Consider the following 16481-nt stretch of genomic DNA (forward strand, 5'->3'; position numbering starts at 1 on the left):
AGGGCCGGGATTACGTCACGGGCTCACTGCCGGATTCGTCCGGGGCGTCGGGCGGTCCGGGGCTGATGAGGGCGAGTGTGGTGTCGAGAAGCGTGGAGGTCAGAGCGGGGAGTTGGTCGGGGGATTCGGACAGCAGGAACAGCCAGGCGAAGACGGGGCCGACCAGCAGGGCGTTGAGGGTGGCCGGGTCGGGGCGGGTGGTGAGTTCGCCGCGTGCGGTCGCGCGGTCCAGGATCTCCGTGAGGGACCGGCGCTGGGCGTGGAGGTATTTCTCGTCGAACCGGTCACTCAGTGCGGGGTCGGCGTGGACGTCGGCCAGCAGGCCGGGGATGGTCCCCTGCGGCGGAAGGGCCATGCTGTCCGCGATCTCGGCGAGCACGGCGGCCAGGTCGGCGCGGAGCGATCCGCGGTCGGGTGCCACTGCCAGGAACTGATCCGGCAGCAGAACGTCAAAGATCATCTCTTGTTTGGTGGTGTGGCGCCGGTAGATCGCCGCCTTGCCCACGCCGGCTCGGGCGGCCACCTCGGCCATCGTGAGCCGCGTGTATCCCACTTCGGACAGCAGCTCTCGGACGGCGGAGGCGATGGCGTCGTCGACGCGGCTGTCTCGGGGGCGGCCCCCCGGGTTGCGAGCTTGCTCTCGAGCGGACATGGGTGCATCATACGGAACCATGAGTATCGAAACCACTGGTTCCGTAATTAGGGGTTCCGTATCTCTTTCCTGTTCCGGCACTGACCCGCCAATGGGGACGCGCCTGGCTCGACCACGGCCGCCCGGGGCGGTGCGCCGGAGACGCCGCGTGCAGAGATATCGCCGGCCCGGCTTGACCCGCACCCGCACCACTGCCGAACGGCAACCGCGTGAAGTCGCGCGGCTCCACATCCATCACAGACCGGAGGATTCAGATGATCAAATGGGGCGCTTGGCTCCTGGTGTTCCTCGGAGCCGCGCACACGCTCCTCGCCTTGACGCTGGAGGGAGCGGCCCGCTACGCGGGGGAGTGGTTCAGCGGGGCTCTGTGGCACGAAGGCTTCTCCGATATGAGCCCGGCCAACAGCGCGCTCTGGCTGTCCCTGGAGAGCTTCGGACCGCCGCTCGTCATGGTCGGCCTGACCGTCCTGTGGCTGGACCGCCGCGGCATCACTCCACCGCCGTTCCTCGCGTGGGCACTGGGGATCTGGTGCGTGGTGGACGCCGTCATCCTCATCCTCACGCCCTGGCCGATCGCCCTGCTCGCGAGCATCCTGCTGGGGGTCGGCGGCCGCCGCGCCACCCGCCGCGCCAACTCCGCGCCGCACGCCGGGGCGACGCGGACACCCGAGCCGAAGTCGGCGGCGGGCTCGGTGGAGTAACGGCTCATCACCTCTCCGGGCGGGGGCCCTCACCGTTCTCCACGGCCCTGAGCGGGGGTCGTGGAGAAGGTGTGCGGAGGGGCGCGACGTTCGTGCCCCGGGTGTCCTTCCGTACGCGGTGCCGGCAGTGGGCGCGGGCGGCCAACCGCCGGTCTGCGGGGGCCGGGCCGGGGCTACTGCGCCTGGGGCTTTTGCATGTTGAAGTACGCGAGCGGGACTTCGGCCTTGGGGGACTGGACGAAGACCCGGGCAGGAATGGCCTTGATGTGTTCCTTCTCCGGATGGGTGCCGGGTGCCCCGGGAACCGCCTTGTAGTCGACCAGGAGGTAGCCGAGGTAGAAGGCGCCGGCGCGCCGGCCTTGCAGTTCCCCCCACTTGTCGGCGGGGAAAGTCGCCTCGTAATTCTCCTCCGTTGAGGTCATTTTCCGGTTCAGGGAGGTGGAGGAGAAGCTGTAGGTGAAGCTGCCCTCTATGGGGAGTTCGCCTCCCTTGCCGCCATCACCGCCGGGGGCCACGCTGACCTTGGGCGTGAACTTGCCGCCCAGCTGCCAGCCCGCGGTGGTGCTGCTCTCGTCGGTGATCTGTTCCGAGGTCTTGTACGTCTTCTTGCCCCCGCCGGCGAGGGCGGCACCGGTGCTCAGCTTGGGCCACTTGGAGTCCGCCTTCGTGTCGAGCTTGCCGACGAAGACGCACGGATTGGCCTTGGCCCCGTTCTGGTACCCGCCGGAATTGACGCCTTCGCAGAATGATGCGGAGGAGTTCACCTCAGCCATGGCCGTGGCGATGTTGTCGTCCCGGGTGTCCTTGCCCATGACGTCGGGTTCGGTGAGGGCCGAGTCCGCCAGCTGCTTGATCATCTCCCTGGCGTCGGAGTTGTTGTCCGTGTTCTCCGCCCATTTCTTCGCCGCTGCCTTGGCGTCCGTGAGCGCCTGCGCGGGCTCGTACTGGACCCTGGCCTTCACATCCTCCTGGGTGACGGGAATGAGGTTGCCCTTGCTGTCCCGTTCGAGGCCCTTCGGATAGCCCATCACGCTTTCCGAGTCCGCGACCGGCGCCTTGTCTCCCATCTCCTTTTCCACGTCCTCGTTGGACGCGTACAGCTTCGCCACGGTGGTGTCGTCAGCCGCCGCAGCCGGTGACACGGTGCCCGCCAAGGTCGCTGCTGCCAGCAGGGCCGCGGCCAGGGCGGCGTTTCTGCTTCCTCGGGAGGGAGTCCTGCGCGGGGTGGGCAATGGATTCGTCATGGTGGTATCTCCCTTGCTCGCCACGGGTGTTCAGCCACCCGCATATCTGTTGCTCCCGCGCAGGGCGGTGCGAGCTGCCTCTCACCCATGGGGACAGCGTCGCGGGACATGCCGGGAAAGGGCTGGGGAGGGCCCCTCATTCCTCCTGCCAGCGGGAATGCAAACAATTAGAAGCGCGTCCGGGAGGCGCTGTCGAGGCCGCACGTCAAATTTTTTCTGACGAGTGTGTGAGTGTGAATGAATGTGCAGGTCGGAGGATTCTGGTGGGCCTGATGAGTGGTCGGGGCCGAAACCCAATAATGGCTCTTGGGTCGGCGATGGAACCGTTCGGTGGATTCCATCGTCTTCCGCGAAATGAGCCTCAGTTCAGACAGTCCGGGTCGCCGGAAGAGCGCTGCGGGTGGACCGCTGGGAATCCTTCGTAAGTTACCGGGAAGTCCGCGGAACCCATAGTGCGGGGTGGCGCTCTCCTTATGTGCCGAAGGGGGGAATTCTTCGGATCGCAATCTTCGGGGAGTTCGGGAACAGGCCGGTACATCGGCCGCCCGGCGCGAGGAAGGAAGAAAAGATGGCGCACAAGAAGAGACCGGCGGGCGAGGCACCGGGACGGCACCGGGCGCTCCAGGGCATTGCCCTCGTCGCCGCTGCCGGTGCGGCGGTATTCGGAATGTCCGCACCGGCGTCCGCCGCCCGTGCCTGCGGACCGTGGGACCCCGGCGCGGAAAGCGAACAAGAATGGTCCAGCCGTTGCCCCGCGGACGCCGAAAGGCTGCACCGTCCGCCGAGCACGGCCGAGATCTTCACCCAGATCGGGACCGATCTCCTCACGGCGCCGGGGATCGGGAAGGCGCCGGAACCCGTGCCCAAGGAGGCCCCGAAGCCCGCTGAGGAGCCGGCACGGCCGGCGGAACGGCCGGTCGAACCGCACCCCGGCCCCGGTGAGGGCGCTGCCGCCTCCGGAGCCGCGCAGCTCGCCAAGATTCCGTCCCCGACGCCGGGTTCGGACGCCATCATGGTTCCGTCCTCCCGGGAGAAGTGGGTGAGCGACTTCAAACCCGCGGTGGAGAAGCTGAACCAGGAGCGCAATGTTCTCGACCCCGAGAATGCCCGGGTCAAGGCGTGGATCAACAAGGCGAAGGACGGCGCCGAGCAGCGCCGCACCACCTTCAAGCAGAAGGCCGACGACCTGATCCGCGCCCTGGCCGAAGAGGCCACCCCGGTCGCCGACGCCACCGAGAAGTTCCGTGAGCTCAAGCAGGCATTCCCGCCGGACGTCCCCCAGGACAAGATTCCCGAGGACAAGAAGCTGGAGACCAGCCTGCCGACCGACGTACTGACCGAGGTGCCCGAGTACCTCAACGCCAAGCGGCTCTACGTCACCGGCTACGACAAGCTCAAGGCGGGCGGCAAGGACGAGGGCGGTCTCAAGCCCGACTACGAGGTCACGGACAGTACGACCGCCACCAAGGGCGACCACTTCGTGATCAAGTTGGGCAGTGATCGGGACGGCTTCGTCAGCCAGCTCGTGAACAAGGTTTCCGAGAAGGTCACCAAGTACCAGAGCACCGGGAAGGTGGTCGTCGTCGCGGACGCCACCCAGGTGCCGTGGGTGAAGAACGCCCGGTCCACCGACGATATCCAGGCCGCGGTCACCGCCGCCGCCGGCGACTCGAAGCTGAAGGACAAGCTGGAGGTCCTCTTCGTCGTCGGCCCGTACGGAAACGTGTACCGCGCCGCCCCCCAGTCCTGAAGCGGCTCAACTCCGCGGAGCGGGGTCACCGCGTGGTGGTGCCTGCCGGCCGGCCCGGCACGCACCACCACACCGTTGTCCGCTGGTCACCACGGCACCTGTCCGCGGGTCACCACGGCACCTCTCCCGCGTCGTCGAAGAAGCCGCCGGTCGGGCCGTCGTCGGGCAGGGTCGCGAGCTGGATCGCTATCGCCGCGCCCTGTTGCGGGGTGCGGAAGCCGCGAAAGCCGTTGAGGTCGGTCGCGCAGTAGCCGGGACAGCCGGCGTTGATCAGGATGTTCGTGTCGCTGAGCTCCTTGGCGTACTGGACGGTGACGGCGTTGAGGAACGTCTTCGACGGTGCGTACGCGACGGAGATCGGGCCCGTGTCGGTGCCGGGGTTGCTCTGGCGGGTGAGTGAGCCGACGCCGCTGGACATGTTCACGATCCGTGGCGACGACGCGCGGCGCAGCAGCGGCAGCATCGCGTTGGTGGTGCGGATGACGCCGATCACGTTGGTCTCCACGGCCGCCCGCACCGTCGTCACATCGACCGTGGTCGGCATCTGCGGCGCGCTGCCGGTGATCCCGGCGTTGTTGACCAGCACGTCGAGACGTCCGGCGGTGTCCTCGATCAGCCCGGCGGCCTCGGCCACGCTCGCGTCGTCGGTCACGTCGAGCGGTACGCCGAACGCGTCGACGCCGGCCGCCCGCAGCTTCGCCACGGCGGTCTCGCGCCGTTCCGCGTCCCGGGCGCCGACCCCGACCCGCAGGCCCAAGGCGCCCAGGCCGGCCGCGATCTCGTACCCAATGCCCTTGTTCGCGCCGGTAACCAGCGCGATGTTCTGTTCGCTCATACCGCTGATCCTGTCCGGGCCCGGCCGGAGTTGGCCAACACCGATGAGGTGGGCAGCGATACCGCGGAGGTATCGATCCAGGTGAACGACGTACCATATCGGCGTGGAGACAAGGGAGTTGCGGTACTTCGTCGCCGTCGCTGAGGAGCTGCACTTCGGGCGGGCCGCGCAGCGGCTCGGGATCGCACAGCCCCCGCTGTCACGGGCGATCAGCCAGCTCGAACGGCGACTCGGAGCGGCGCTGCTGGCACGCTCCAGCCGCGCGGTCACCCTGACGGAGGCCGGGGCCGTGCTCCTGCGGGAGGCCCGGGCGGCGCTCGACGCGGTCGAGGCCGCCGAACGCCGCACCCGCCGCGCCGCGCTCGCCGCGACCGGCCGGCCCGGCGTTGTCCTCGCCACGAAGGCCGGCGCGTCCAGCGAACTGCTGGCAGAGCTGCTCGCCGCCTACGCCGCCCAACCCGACGCGGTCACCGTCGATCTGCTCCTGTGCGGCATCGGCGAGCAGGAACGCATGCTGCGCGACGGCCGGGCCGATGTGGCTCTGCTGCATCTGCCGTTCGACGCCGTTGCCGGCCTTGACACCGAGGAGCTCTGCACGGAGCGACAGGTGGTGATCCTGCCGGCCGGGCATCCCCTGGCCGGCCGGGCCCATGTGCGCACGGCCGAGGTCACCGAACTGCCCGATCTGCCGATGCCGCGCTGGCCCGGCCGTGACGGCAGCTACCCGGACGGTCCCGGCCCGCAGGCCCGGGACCATGCGCAGTTGCTCCAGCTGATCGCGCTCGGCCGCGCCTGCTGGATCGCGCCGGAGTCGTGCCGGACCCAACTACGCGAGGATCTCGCCGCCGTACCGGTGCTGGATGCGCCGACCGTCACGACGGTGATCGCCTGGCCGCCCCACAGCCGGTCCCGAGCCGTCGCGGGGCTCGTCCGGGCGGCGACACCCCGTTCGCACGTCACGGTTGTGTAATACAGCGATCCGGTCATCAACGTGCCGGACGCTGACGGCATCTCACCTCGCAGCAACGACACATGAGGAGTTGAAGATGCTGCACAAGCGCTTACGTCTGATCGCCGTGCCGGTCGTGGCCCTTGCCCTGCCCCTGAGTGTCGCCGGTTTCCAGGCCAGTGCGGCCGCCGCGCCGGCCCCGGGCGGCAAGGCCGCCACGGCGACGGCCCCGTGCCTGGCCGATGCCACCACGCTGTTCGGCGATCTCGACGGTGACGGTCGCCGGGACAAGATCAGCAACCCCGGCCTCACCGGTACCAAGATGACGGTCCAGTGGGGGACCGCGAACGGCTCGTTCGGGCCCAAGCAGGCCGTCAGCGCCCTTCTCGGCGCGAAGAAGGGGGAGGTCGCCACCGCCGCGGTCGCCGACTTCCAGAGGGACGGCAAACTGGACATGGTCGTCAACCTCGTCACGCCCGCCGGCGGGGACGACCCCTCGACGGCACGTGTCGCGGAATACCGCCCCGGGCCGCTCAAGCGGTCGAATCTGAGCTCCGCCAAGTCCCGGCACTCCGACATCGGCGACCACGGCGAGGCACGGCAGCTCCGGATCGCCAACTACGGCGGCGACGCGTACCCGGACCTCGCGATCCTCAACAACTCCGGTGACGGAGGGCTGGACCGGGACGTGCGCCTGACGAATCCGCGCAGCGGTCCGGGGACATACAACTACGAACTTCAGGTGAAGTACGGCGCGTTCGGGACCACGTCGGAGCCGCCGGCCATGCCCGGCGACGGCTGGAAGCACTTCTACAAGCCCTGCTCCTGACCACCACCGGGGCGCCGGTGGTCCTCCGGACACCGAGAGCTGACCGCTGACCACTGACCGCAGGCCGCGCCGAGCCGCTCTCCTCGTTCATCAGGAGAGCGGGTCGGGGTCACCCGGGTCGGGCTCACCCGGGTCGGGCTCACCCGGCAGTACTCACTGTGCGGAGACCCGCCGACCGGGAGTCCTCCCGCGCCGTACGCCACGAACGCCCTACGGTTGTGTGCGGACCGTGAGGGTGGCGTCCGGCCGGGAGACCGACTGAGTGCATCGCGACGCCGCAACGGCCGCTGCACATCTGCGGGTGGTACCACGGGCGTACGACGTACTCACGGGTTCCTTGCAGCCTGCGAGCCTCTTCCGACACGGAGCGTTCCTGACCCGAGCGCTTGGGGGGTTGCACGATGGCCGAGCGCCGCTCGGGGCACCGGCTCGCCGCACTCGACGGGCTGCGGCTGCTGGCCGCGCTGATGGTGGTCTTCTACCACTACGTCGCCCTCGCCCGGCCGTGGGGCCAGGCCACCGACACGATCTTTCCCACCGCGCACCAGGCGGCCCAGTACGGGTGGCTCGGGGTGGAGGTCTTCTTCCTGATCAGTGGCTTCGTCATCTGCCGGAGTGTGTGGGGCCGCACGGTGGGGGAATTCGCCGTCTCCCGCCTCGCGCGGCTGTTCCCCGCCTATTGGGCCGGCATCCTGCTCACCGTGGTGGTCGTGAAGACCTCGCCGGAGGTCGCCTCGCTGCGCGGCTGGGACACGGTGATCACCAACCTGACCATGCTTCAGGGCGGGAACGACACCCCCGACGTCGACCCGGTGTACTGGACGCTCTTCGTGGAGCTCAAGTTCTACCTGATCATGGCGGTGGTCATGCTGTTCGGCGTCACCTATCGCAACTGCCTGATCCTGTGCGGGGTGTGGACCGCGGCCGCGGCCCTCGCACCGGTCCTGAAGACCCCCTTGATCACCGAGTTCGCGATGCCGCAGTACGCACCCTTCTTCATCGCCGGCATCGCCTTCTCCCTCATGTGCCGCCACCGGCCCAACGCGGTCCTGTGGGCGATCGTGATCCTGCAACTGCTGCTCGCACAGCGCTATATCGATGACCGTCTGGCCGTCAACCTCGGAGCGGCCGCCGCGGACGCCCTGCCCACCTGGCCAGCCCGCATCGTCATCGTGGCCGCCTTCGCCCTCATCGGCGCGATCGCGCTCGGCGCCTGCGACCGGATCCAGGGGAGGTGGCTCACCACCGCGGGAACGCTCACCTACCCGCTCTACCTCATCCACCTGAACATCGGGATGACCCTCATCCACCACTTCCGGGACCGCGTCCCCGCCCCGGCCCTGGTGGCCTCGGTGACCGCGCTCATGATGGCCCTCGCCTGGCTCATCCACCGCCTCGTCGAACGCCCCTTCGGAAGGTGGCTCCACACCGCCATGCGCCGGGGCCTCGACGATGTCCGCCGGCATGTCCCACCGCACCGCCGGCCCGGCCGACGGGCCGCGCCGCACCCGCTCACCGTCTCCGACACGGTGCAGAACGAGCGGACGACGCCACCCGCCCGCACCTTCGAGTCGGCCTGAGCGGCGCCCGGGCCCGGCCCTCCGGCGCCCGGCCGGCACGCTGTCCGCGGGGGCCCGTCAGTACGTGTTCATCATGTGCCTGAGCGCCAGTTCCGGCCCCTGGGAGCGCTTCGCTGCCGCCGGGGACTGCCTCTCCGCCCGCTGGGACCGCTCCGTGTCACAGGAGGCCGCCGCCCGCCTGGTCACCCGCTCGCCCGGCCGACTGCTGCGGGGGCTGAGCACGCCCCCGCAGCAGCCGGGGCCCGCAGGCCCGTCCCGTCAGCTGTTCATCGACCGCCCGAAGAACTCCAGGGCGGAGATGGCGACTTGCTTGTCCCCGGCGGTGCCGTAGGCGGAGCGCAGCACCAGCCGTACGCTCGTCGCGTTCCGTACCGCCACATCGATCCGCTGCACGCCGCCGTCATTGATCCGGGCGTGCGAGAGGTGCCGCTTGCCCGCGGAGTCGGTCACGATCAGATCGAACTCGTGCGGACGGGCCGGGTCCGCGGCCTGCGGGGTGCGTGCGGAGGCGCCGGGGGTGATCAGGATGTTGAGCAGATCGGTGGGCTGGCCGAAGGCGGCCTCCACGTACTGGCCGCCCGAGTTGCCCGAATAGCCGGTGCCCCACCAGGTGTTGGAGTAGCCGTCGAACGCGAGCTTCGCGTCGTGGCCGGGGCCGGAGTGCGAGGCCTTCCAGGTGGTGGCGGGCACCGGGACGCGCTTGGCGAAGCGGTCCTGCACGGCCTGGGCGGCCGGCGGCCCGCCGATGATCCCCCCGACCACGACGCCCGCGATCACCGCCGCCACCACGGCCCGGGCGATCCACTTGCCCCGGCCGCGGTCCAGGCGCGGCCGCTGCCCGGCGTACGGGCCCTCGCCGGCCTCGCGCGTGGTCTCGACGAGGGGGAGGGCGCAGCTCCGGCAGAAGTGCCGGCCCGGCGTGTTGAGGACTCCGCAGCTGCGGCACGGTGCGCCGTTCTCGGGCTGGGGGGCCGCCTCCGGGGTACGGACCCGGGGCCGGGCCGCGTCGGGACGGCCCGGCAGCACGCTGCCGGGCGCCTCGGGAGGCGGGGTGGCGGAGGCGCCCGGCACGGGGACGAGGAGGGCGCGGATTCCGGTCTCGGAGATGCCTCCTTCGCCAGCCGGACGGGGGGCGTCCGGGCCGGGCCGGCTCTCCCCGCTGTCCTGGCCGGCCTGACCAGCCTGACCGGCGTGGCTGTCCGGGGTGTTCCGGCCGTCCGCGCCGGACCCCGACCGGCCCGCCTCGTGGTGCGGGGCGGCGGCCGGGAGCGGGGCGGTCGGTTCTCCGTTGGCGCCCGGCTTCGGGGCGGCCGGGCCGGTGCCGCCGTCGTGCCCGGTGGCGGCCGCGGGTGCGGGAGTGGCAGCGGGGGGTGGCGTGGGAGGCGTGGTGTCGGCGGACCGGCCGGCGTGGTCCGGGGTGCCCGCGTCGGCGGCGGACTGCGGGGCGTTCGTGGCGGGGGTTCCGGGCGTCGGAGGGGCCGAGGCGGTGGTACGCCCCTGGTCCGCCGTGGGCGCCGGCCGGTCCCAGCGCAGGAAGGCTCCGCAGGAGTCGCAGAAGGACTGGTCCGTCTGGGGTGCGGGGGAGCCGCAGTCGGGGCAGGTGGTGTGGGCGCTGGGCATGGTCAGGTTCCTTCAGGGGTGGGCAGGTGGGTCACCTCGGCCGCGAAGGGGAGGTGTGCGGGACAGGCCGCTGCGACGACGGCGTGCAGACGGTGCGGATCGACGGCGGCGGGGTCGCGGACCCGCAGGGTCACCCGCAGGCCGGGGTGCGGCGAGCCCGGGAAGGCACCGAGCGGACGCCGCGACCACGACGCGCCGCCGCTCTCGATGATCTCCGGGCGTACCCCGAAGGCCAGCTCGACAGCGTCCGACAGGCCGCGCCGGGTGCCGCGTACGCGATGCAGCGAGACGGCCGTGGCCACCGCGCGGCGGCGGGTGGCCAGCGGTTCCGTGCCGTCGAGTTCGGTGCCGACCCAGGTGGTCAGCCAGTCGACGAAGTCCTCGGGGGCGAGCGCGGGCGTGAAGTAGCTCTCCAGGCAGTCCAGGACGTGGAAGAGGGGAGCGAGGACGACATCGAGGCCCTCGACGAAGCGCTGGGCGAAGTCGTCGTCGGCGTAGACCGCGGGGAGTTGCTCTCCCAGTGGGTGCGGGGATGTCATCCCCGCCGGGGTGCCCCTCATCGGGCCTCGATCACGCGCACGCGGTGGTCGAAGGGGAACAGCAGCGCGGAGCGGGCGAGTTCGATGCGGTCGGTGGCGTCGCCGCGGCGGCCGGTGAGCGGGTCGGCGGGGTGCAGCAGGACCTCGTCGACGAGTTCCACACCGGGTACCCGCTGAAGGGCCGCGAAGATCTCCCCGGAGCGCAGCGGCCGGCCGAAGGGCCAGCCGTCGCCGTGGGCGCCACCGGTCAGCGGGTCGAGGTAGGCGTAGAGCGCGTCCAGGGCCTCGGCGCGGACGCGGTCGGCCCGCGCCGCCCGGAAGGAGTGCAGCGTCGCGACGACCGTGACGCCTTGGTAGAAGGGCGGGCCGACCGCGAGACGGGTGCCCACCGGGCGGCGCTCGTCGAGGAACTGGGTGACCCGGCCCAGGAGTTCCTCACCCGGCACCAGCTGTTCGAAGCGGAGCCGGCCGCCGCGGTCGGGTACGGCCTGCGGGACGACCAGGACCCGGACGGCGTTCTCGCCCGTCCGGCCGGTCCGGCCCGCCTCGGGGCCCGACGCGCTCGCGGCGGCCGTCGCGGGCTCGGCCGGATCGACCGCGAGACAGGCGATCCGGGCGGCCTCGGGGGCCGCGCGCCTCGCGAGTTCCTCGTAGTCGCGGGCCGTCACCGCCCGTTCCTGCGCGCGCAGCGTGATCGGCGCGCGGACCTTCGCCTCCTGCACCGTCTCGCCGTCGACCCCGCCGCGCGCCGCCTCACGGTTCTCCACGCGCGCCACGTACGGGATGGAGCTGCGCAGCGCCTGGATCGCACCGCGCGCCACATTGCCCGTCCGGCCGCCGCCGGTGCGGTAGGACGGGACCCGGATCACCGAGCCCTTGGCCGGTACGGCCCCGAACTGCCGTATGGAGCCGTCCGGTTCGCGCACCGAAGGGCCGAAGGAGATCTCGCCGGTGGCCTCCTCCAGCGTGATGTGCCGGTCGTGCGGGCCGGAGGCCGCGAAGTCGGAGACGACCTGCCACTCCTGCCAGCCGTCGCCGTCCGAGACCTCCAGCCGCAGCGGCGGGCGGTCGGCGACGACGGGTGCGTGTGCCAGGCGCATCCGCTGTCCGGGCACTCCAGCGGACTCGCCGAGCAGCTCGTCCTGCACCACGACGGCGTGCGCCGCCGCGGTCGTGCCCCCGATGGTGAACGCGGAGGCGGACCGTACGGTCGGTGAGGCGCTGTAGAACGGCTGCCCCTGCGCGGCCTCGACGACCCGGCAGCGCAGCCAGGCAGCATCCGTCCGGCCGACGCGGGAGCCGGTGTGCCCGGCCGGAATGTGCAGCACGACCTCGCCGGGCCGGTTGAGGCCGCCGGTGGAGTCCTCCGCGACCTCACACTCCGTCCAACCGTCGGCGGTCCACGCCTCCCAGAGCAGTGGCGGCTGACGCGGGTCGACGCCGACGCCGTCCACCCGGCTGTCCAGCTGCAACACGGCCGCGCACCGCGGCACCGCCGCCGACAGCCCGAACAGCAGGGTGTCGCCCGGCTGCGGGGCGGCCGAGAAGACGGACACATCGTTGCCGCCGAAGATGTCCTGACCGCAGTCCTCGGGGGTGGTCCCCACCTCCTGCCGCAGTACGGCGTCCAGTTCGCAGGGCACGACGGTCAGATCGTCCTCGGTCGCGAAGACCACCGCCTCCTCGGTCTCCGTCCGGCCGGTGGCCACCTCCGTCCCCGCGGGCAGCACCACGGGCTCGGGCTGCGGGGCGGAGAGCCAGAAGGTGATATCGGCGCGGGCGGCGGAGGGCGGGAAGAGGGTGATGCCCAGCAGGTCGAGGAAGGCCAGATGGTTCTTCTCCGGCACCCGGTTGAGGCGGTAGACGATCTGGTCGGCCATATGGGCGACGGCCTCGATGAGGGTCACACCGGGGTCCGAGACATTGTGGTCGGTCCACTCGGGGCAGCGCTGCTGGATATAGCGCTTGGCGTCGTCGACGAACTGCTGGAAGCGCCGGTCGTCGAGATGGGGTGCGGGCAGGGCCATCAGGCTTCGCTTTCGGTGGACGGTGATTCCGTGGACGGGATCACGTAGAAGGGGAAGACGAGGCTGCGCGGGTTGTTGGTGCCGCGCACGCTGTAGCGCACGTCGATGAACAGCACGGACGGCTCGTCGGGCGCCGGGCTCACCTCGACGTCCTGGACCTCGATACGCGGCTCCCAGCGGTCGAGCGAGTACCGCACCTCGTAGCGGATGCGGCCGGCCGTCGCCTCGTTGACCGGCGCGAAGACCATGTCGTGCACGGCACAGCCGAATTCCGGCCGCATCGGCCGCTCGCCGGGCGCGGTGGCGAGGACGAGCCGGATGGACTCCTCGATCTCCCGCTCCCGGCGGGCCAGCGCGATACCGCCGCCCGCGTCGGTACGCAGCGGGAAGGCCCATCCCGCACCGACGAACTGTTCACTCATGTCCGGTGCCCCCCTTGAGACGCATGTCCCTCAACTTCCTCACGTCCCCTAGAACGGAATGCCGTTGCGCAGGACGGCCGGTGCGTTCAGCGTGACCGTGGCCGGCGAGTTGATGGCCGCCGCGGCACCCGCGTTGACGGCCACCGCGCCGACCGCGCTGACGGAGACCGCACCGACCGAGTTGACGGCCACCGCGCCCGCCGACTTGAGGCTGATGGCGCCGGTCGCGTTGATGTCCGCCACGGCGCCCGCCGCGACGCCGAACTTCGCGCCCGCCTTGATGTCGACCGCCCCGCCGGCGCTCATCGTCAGCGAGCCGCCCGCGGTCAGCGACAGGTTGCCGCCCGCCTTGATGCTCACGTTCCGGGTCCCGGTGATGGAGACCGAGCCGTCGCTGCGGATGGTGACGCTGGTGCGCGCCTCGTCCATGTGGACGGTCATCCTGCCGTTGCCGGTCTGGAGCCGGATACCGCTCTTCATCCGGGTCTTGGCGTCCAGCAGCTCGACGATGTGACCGCTGCGCGAGGCGAAGCTGCGCCAGTTGACCCGCCCGCTGGTCGGGTCGACCGCGGGGAGACCGTCCGGCTCCTTGGGCGGCTTGTCCCGGCCGTTGTAGAGCCCGGCCAGCACGTACGGATGCTCCAGCGAACCCCGGTCGAAGGCGCACAGCACCTCGTCGCCGACCTCCGGCAGGATCAGTCCGCCGCCCCGCACCCCGCCCAGCTGCGCGACCCGGCACCAGTCGCTCTCGTAGGTGTCCGACAGCCAGGGGAAGCGCAGCTTGACCCGGCCCAGCCGCAGCGGGTCCTTGGCATTGCTGACCAGGGCCATGGCCACACCCGGCATGGGCGGCGCGGCGTCCGTACCGCCGGACGCGAGCCCGTAGAGCGAACGGAACTGCCGCCCCGAGACGGTCAGCCAGGTGGTGAACTGCCGCCCGGACTCGAAGACATGGCGGACACCGGTCGCGGTGTACTTCCCCTCGAAGGGGAAACCCGCGCCCTTGAGCGCGACGGGCTGCCCCGGCTTCAGCTTCGGATTCCCGGTGACCGCCACCTCCAGCTCGGCGAAGGAGCCCGCCACATCGTCGGCCAGGGCGCGCGCGGCATGGGTGACCTGGGCCTGGGTGGTGAACGGCGTGTCCGTGGCGGTCAGTTCGGCCTTCCCGAACGGTTTGCTGAGCGCCGAGGGGGCGATGTCCGCGACGATGTCCTTGCTCGTCGTGGCCGGGGACTGGGCGGACAGCGCACGCTTGGCCCGCATGTCCCAGCCGCGCGCGCCCGCCTTGTCGACCTGCCCGGCGGCGGTGACGGCGATCCGGCTGTGCATCGCGTTGTGGCCGAACTCCAGGACGTACGGGCTCTGCGCGGCCGGTGTGCTGTCGGCCGGTGCGGACGCCGCCGGGGTGAGCTTGCCGAACTGGAGCTTGCCCTGCGGGTCGAAGGAGAGATGGACGTCGTTCTCCTGGGCGAGACGGGTCAGGAAGTCCCAGTCGGTGATATTGGGCTGGGTGGCCAGCTCGTAGACGGTGCGGGTGGCCTCCACCTTGCCGAGGGCGAGCTTGTTGAGGCCGGCGAGACGGCGCACGATGTCGCTCGCGGTCATGTTGGGGTAGCCCGCGACCCGGCGATTGCGCAGCAGCCGGTGCCCCGGGTCGTAACCCCGTACGACCAGGTATTTTCCGCTGGCGTCCGCGTCCACTTCGAGGGCGGTGACCTCGCCGGTCACCATGGGCGTGCCGCGCTGCCCGTCCGTGAAGGGCGACAGCACCGCCTTCGCGCCGACCTTGATCTGCGGGAAGGTCTTGAGGATGTCCGACCCCGAGTCACTGAAGGTCAGCTCGAAGGCGGACGGCACATTGACACTCGCGTCCACCCAGCCCGCGATGAGCAGGGCGGCGAGCTTGTCGGGCAGCGGCGAGCCGCCGATCACGGCATGCAGGACGCTGGTGTACGTCTTCTCACTCATCGGATGCTCTCGCTGGTCATCGGGCGGCCTCGTGGGTGGTGAGAGGGCCGGTGGGACGGTGTTCCGAAGGGCTTCCTGGCCGCTCTTCGGGAGGGTCTTCATCGGCGGCGGGCAGCAGCAGCTCCGTGCCCGGCCGCAACCGCATCGGGTCGTCGATCTCGTTCGCCTCCGCGATCAGCCGCCAGCGGGTCGCGTCCCCGTACTCCCGCCAGGCCAGCGAGGCGAGCGAGTCACCCGCGACCGTGCGGTGGATCCGGCGCGCGGAGAGCGCGCCCGAGGTGGGGTTCTGTCCCTTGGTGGGCATGGCCACCTCGGTCAGCGACAGCGTGCAGGTGGCGCGGATCGGTTCGCCGGTCGGGTTGAAGAGGGTGTACGTGGCGCTGACGCTCGTCACATACGCCACGAACTGCACCGTGTTGAACGACCCCCACGAAAACCGCACCCAAGGCGGCGAAGGGCGCTTGGAGTTGACGCTCTGCGCCGTCACCTCGCAACAGGACAGCAGCAGTTCGATCTGCTTCTGCACTTTCCCGGAATTCGGGGTGCCCGACGCGTCCAGAAACACCTCCAGCTGGAGGGTGGCGGGCCGGGTGCCGGTGAACTTGGGCGGCGCGCCCCGCATATAGGCGACCGCGGCCTGGGTATGCCACTCCGCCTCCCGCCCGAGCTGCAACTGGGTCGGATTGAACTGGAACTCCACCTCACCGATGCGCCCGCCGATGGAGCCGCCGAGGTCGGTGGGGGGCTGATGGATCGCGAGGGCGGCCCGTACGAGGCTCGCGCCCGCCTTCCCGCCGGTCGGTGCGGCCACCTCAGGCACCTCCCGCGTCGGTGAACCCGTGGTGCGCGATCTCCAGCGTCTCGGTCGCCACCCCCGGGCTGGCCGGGTCCAGACTCGGCCCCTGCCAGCGCACCGGCAGCACCTCCACCAGCCCCCACTGCGCGACGACCGAGCCGTCGGCGCGCAGCGCGGCGATCTGCGCGGTGGGCCGGCTGATGCCGGTGGCGAGCGACGAGATCCAGGCGGCCACCCGGGAGGTGTCGGCGGTGAGCGGCCGGGTCAGCCGGATCGTGGAGAAGGTCACGCGGGTGGGCAACTGCCAGACGAAACCGTTGTTGCCGCCCTCCTGCCGCTGCTCCACCTCCACCTCGGAGGCCAGCCCGTCACAGCCGTTGAACAGGCCGAGGTCCTGCCCGTCGATGGTCAGCTTGAAGAAGACGGTGGAACCGGGGTCCTGGGCCTGAGGCATGGTCGGTGGTTCTTTCGGGTGAGGTGGCGATGAGCGGGCTGGAGGGGGTCGGGGATCGGGATGGGAGACGGGGACGGGGATCGGGATGGGGGACAGGGGACGGGGATGCGGACGG

15 protein-coding genes are annotated in these 16481 nt (G+C 70.9%); 5 read left to right on the plus strand and 10 right to left on the minus strand.

The window, feature by feature from the left end:
• Positions 1 to 10 precede the first annotated feature (10 nt).
• Positions 11 to 652: a TetR/AcrR family transcriptional regulator gene (locus ACZ4XD_RS06970; protein WP_468038934.1), complete on the minus strand. Its 642-nt coding sequence runs from the start codon at positions 650 to 652 to the stop codon at positions 11 to 13.
• A gap of 254 nt (positions 653 to 906) precedes the next feature.
• Between ACZ4XD_RS06970 and ACZ4XD_RS06975 the strand changes: the two genes are divergently transcribed.
• A complete protein-coding gene (locus ACZ4XD_RS06975) occupies positions 907 to 1353 on the plus strand; it encodes a DUF6463 family protein (RefSeq protein ID WP_468038936.1) in 447 nt (148 codons plus the stop codon).
• A 173-nt stretch (positions 1354 to 1526) separates the two neighbouring features.
• On the opposite strand, the gene ACZ4XD_RS06980 is transcribed toward ACZ4XD_RS06975, so the two are convergent.
• Positions 1527 to 2597: a hypothetical protein gene (locus ACZ4XD_RS06980; RefSeq protein WP_468038938.1), complete on the minus strand. Its 1071-nt coding sequence runs from the start codon at positions 2595 to 2597 to the stop codon at positions 1527 to 1529.
• Positions 2598 to 3165: 568 nt separating this feature from the next.
• Between ACZ4XD_RS06980 and ACZ4XD_RS06985 the strand changes: the two genes are divergently transcribed.
• Positions 3166 to 4347, plus strand: a complete 1182-nt coding sequence (locus ACZ4XD_RS06985; RefSeq protein WP_468038940.1) for a hypothetical protein — start codon at positions 3166 to 3168, stop codon at positions 4345 to 4347.
• Positions 4348 to 4456: 109 nt separating this feature from the next.
• On the opposite strand, the gene ACZ4XD_RS06990 is transcribed toward ACZ4XD_RS06985, so the two are convergent.
• Positions 4457 to 5182, minus strand: coding sequence for an SDR family oxidoreductase (locus ACZ4XD_RS06990; protein WP_468038942.1), 726 nt, complete (start codon positions 5180 to 5182; stop codon positions 4457 to 4459).
• A gap of 103 nt (positions 5183 to 5285) precedes the next feature.
• On the opposite strand from ACZ4XD_RS06990, the gene ACZ4XD_RS06995 reads away from it, so the two are divergent.
• The 3 genes from ACZ4XD_RS06995 (at position 5286) to ACZ4XD_RS07005 (ending at position 8540) form a co-directional block, all read left to right on the plus strand.
• Positions 5286 to 6152 carry a LysR family transcriptional regulator gene (locus ACZ4XD_RS06995; RefSeq protein WP_468038944.1) on the plus strand — a complete coding sequence of 289 codons (867 nt, stop codon included), beginning with the start codon at positions 5286 to 5288 and terminating at the stop codon, positions 6150 to 6152.
• A gap of 76 nt (positions 6153 to 6228) precedes the next feature.
• Positions 6229 to 6960 carry an FG-GAP repeat domain-containing protein gene (locus ACZ4XD_RS07000; protein WP_468038946.1) on the plus strand — a complete coding sequence of 244 codons (732 nt, stop codon included), beginning with the start codon at positions 6229 to 6231 and terminating at the stop codon, positions 6958 to 6960.
• 401 nt (positions 6961 to 7361) lie between these two features.
• Complete coding sequence (locus ACZ4XD_RS07005) at positions 7362 to 8540, plus strand: acyltransferase family protein (RefSeq protein WP_468038948.1); 1179 nt, start codon at positions 7362 to 7364, stop codon at positions 8538 to 8540.
• Positions 8541 to 8798: 258 nt separating this feature from the next.
• Here ACZ4XD_RS07005 and ACZ4XD_RS07010 read toward each other — a convergent pair whose 3' ends face one another.
• From ACZ4XD_RS07010 to ACZ4XD_RS07040, 7 genes are read right to left on the minus strand one after another with little or no spacing between them, the layout of a single operon-like run.
• Positions 8799 to 10160, minus strand: coding sequence for an NADase-type glycan-binding domain-containing protein (locus tag ACZ4XD_RS07010; RefSeq protein WP_468038950.1), 1362 nt, complete (start codon positions 10158 to 10160; stop codon positions 8799 to 8801).
• Positions 10161 to 10162: 2 nt separating this feature from the next.
• A complete protein-coding gene (locus tag ACZ4XD_RS07015) occupies positions 10163 to 10699 on the minus strand; it encodes a phage tail protein (RefSeq protein ID WP_468038952.1) in 537 nt (178 codons plus the stop codon).
• A gap of 17 nt (positions 10700 to 10716) precedes the next feature.
• Complete coding sequence (locus ACZ4XD_RS07020; RefSeq protein ID WP_468038954.1) at positions 10717 to 12726, minus strand: putative baseplate assembly protein; 2010 nt, start codon at positions 12724 to 12726, stop codon at positions 10717 to 10719.
• A complete protein-coding gene (locus ACZ4XD_RS07025; protein WP_042160556.1) occupies positions 12726 to 13148 on the minus strand; it encodes a GPW/gp25 family protein in 423 nt (140 codons plus the stop codon). Before ACZ4XD_RS07025 ends, ACZ4XD_RS07020 begins: the two co-directional genes overlap by 1 nt.
• Before the next feature lie 48 nt (positions 13149 to 13196).
• The gene (locus ACZ4XD_RS07030) at positions 13197 to 15116 is read right to left on the minus strand and encodes a VgrG-related protein (protein ID WP_468038956.1); all 1920 of its coding nucleotides are present in this window, start codon (positions 15114 to 15116) and stop codon (positions 13197 to 13199) included.
• 16 nt (positions 15117 to 15132) lie between these two features.
• Positions 15133 to 15927, minus strand: a complete 795-nt coding sequence (locus ACZ4XD_RS07035; RefSeq protein WP_468038958.1) for a CIS tube protein — start codon at positions 15925 to 15927, stop codon at positions 15133 to 15135.
• A 1-nt stretch (position 15928) separates the two neighbouring features.
• A complete protein-coding gene (locus ACZ4XD_RS07040) occupies positions 15929 to 16366 on the minus strand; it encodes a phage tail protein (RefSeq protein ID WP_042160550.1) in 438 nt (145 codons plus the stop codon).
• Between the last annotated feature and the right edge of the window lie 115 nt (positions 16367 to 16481).

It is taken from the genome of Streptomyces sp. NPDC029466 (assembly GCF_055574515.1).

Bases quoted from the DNA above. Each gene is read 5' to 3' on its own strand.
- ACZ4XD_RS06970 (WP_468038934.1), bottom strand. From the start codon at position 652: ATGTCCGCTCGAGAGCAAGCTCGCAACCCGGGGGGCCGCCCCCGAGAC.
- ACZ4XD_RS06975 (WP_468038936.1), top strand. From the start codon at position 907: ATGATCAAATGGGGCGCTTGGCTCCTGGTGTTCCTCGGAGCCGCGCAC.
- ACZ4XD_RS06980 (WP_468038938.1), bottom strand. From the start codon at position 2,597: ATGACGAATCCATTGCCCACCCCGCGCAGGACTCCCTCCCGAGGAAGC.
- ACZ4XD_RS06985 (WP_468038940.1), top strand. From the start codon at position 3,166: ATGGCGCACAAGAAGAGACCGGCGGGCGAGGCACCGGGACGGCACCGG.
- ACZ4XD_RS06990 (WP_468038942.1), bottom strand. From the start codon at position 5,182: ATGAGCGAACAGAACATCGCGCTGGTTACCGGCGCGAACAAGGGCATT.
- ACZ4XD_RS07000 (WP_468038946.1), top strand. From the start codon at position 6,229: ATGCTGCACAAGCGCTTACGTCTGATCGCCGTGCCGGTCGTGGCCCTT.
- ACZ4XD_RS07005 (WP_468038948.1), top strand. From the start codon at position 7,362: ATGGCCGAGCGCCGCTCGGGGCACCGGCTCGCCGCACTCGACGGGCTG.
- ACZ4XD_RS07010 (WP_468038950.1), bottom strand. From the start codon at position 10,160: ATGCCCAGCGCCCACACCACCTGCCCCGACTGCGGCTCCCCCGCACCC.
- ACZ4XD_RS07015 (WP_468038952.1), bottom strand. From the start codon at position 10,699: ATGACATCCCCGCACCCACTGGGAGAGCAACTCCCCGCGGTCTACGCC.
- ACZ4XD_RS07020 (WP_468038954.1), bottom strand. From the start codon at position 12,726: ATGGCCCTGCCCGCACCCCATCTCGACGACCGGCGCTTCCAGCAGTTC.
- ACZ4XD_RS07025 (WP_042160556.1), bottom strand. From the start codon at position 13,148: ATGAGTGAACAGTTCGTCGGTGCGGGATGGGCCTTCCCGCTGCGTACC.
- ACZ4XD_RS07030 (WP_468038956.1), bottom strand. From the start codon at position 15,116: ATGAGTGAGAAGACGTACACCAGCGTCCTGCATGCCGTGATCGGCGGC.
- ACZ4XD_RS07040 (WP_042160550.1), bottom strand. From the start codon at position 16,366: ATGCCTCAGGCCCAGGACCCCGGTTCCACCGTCTTCTTCAAGCTGACC.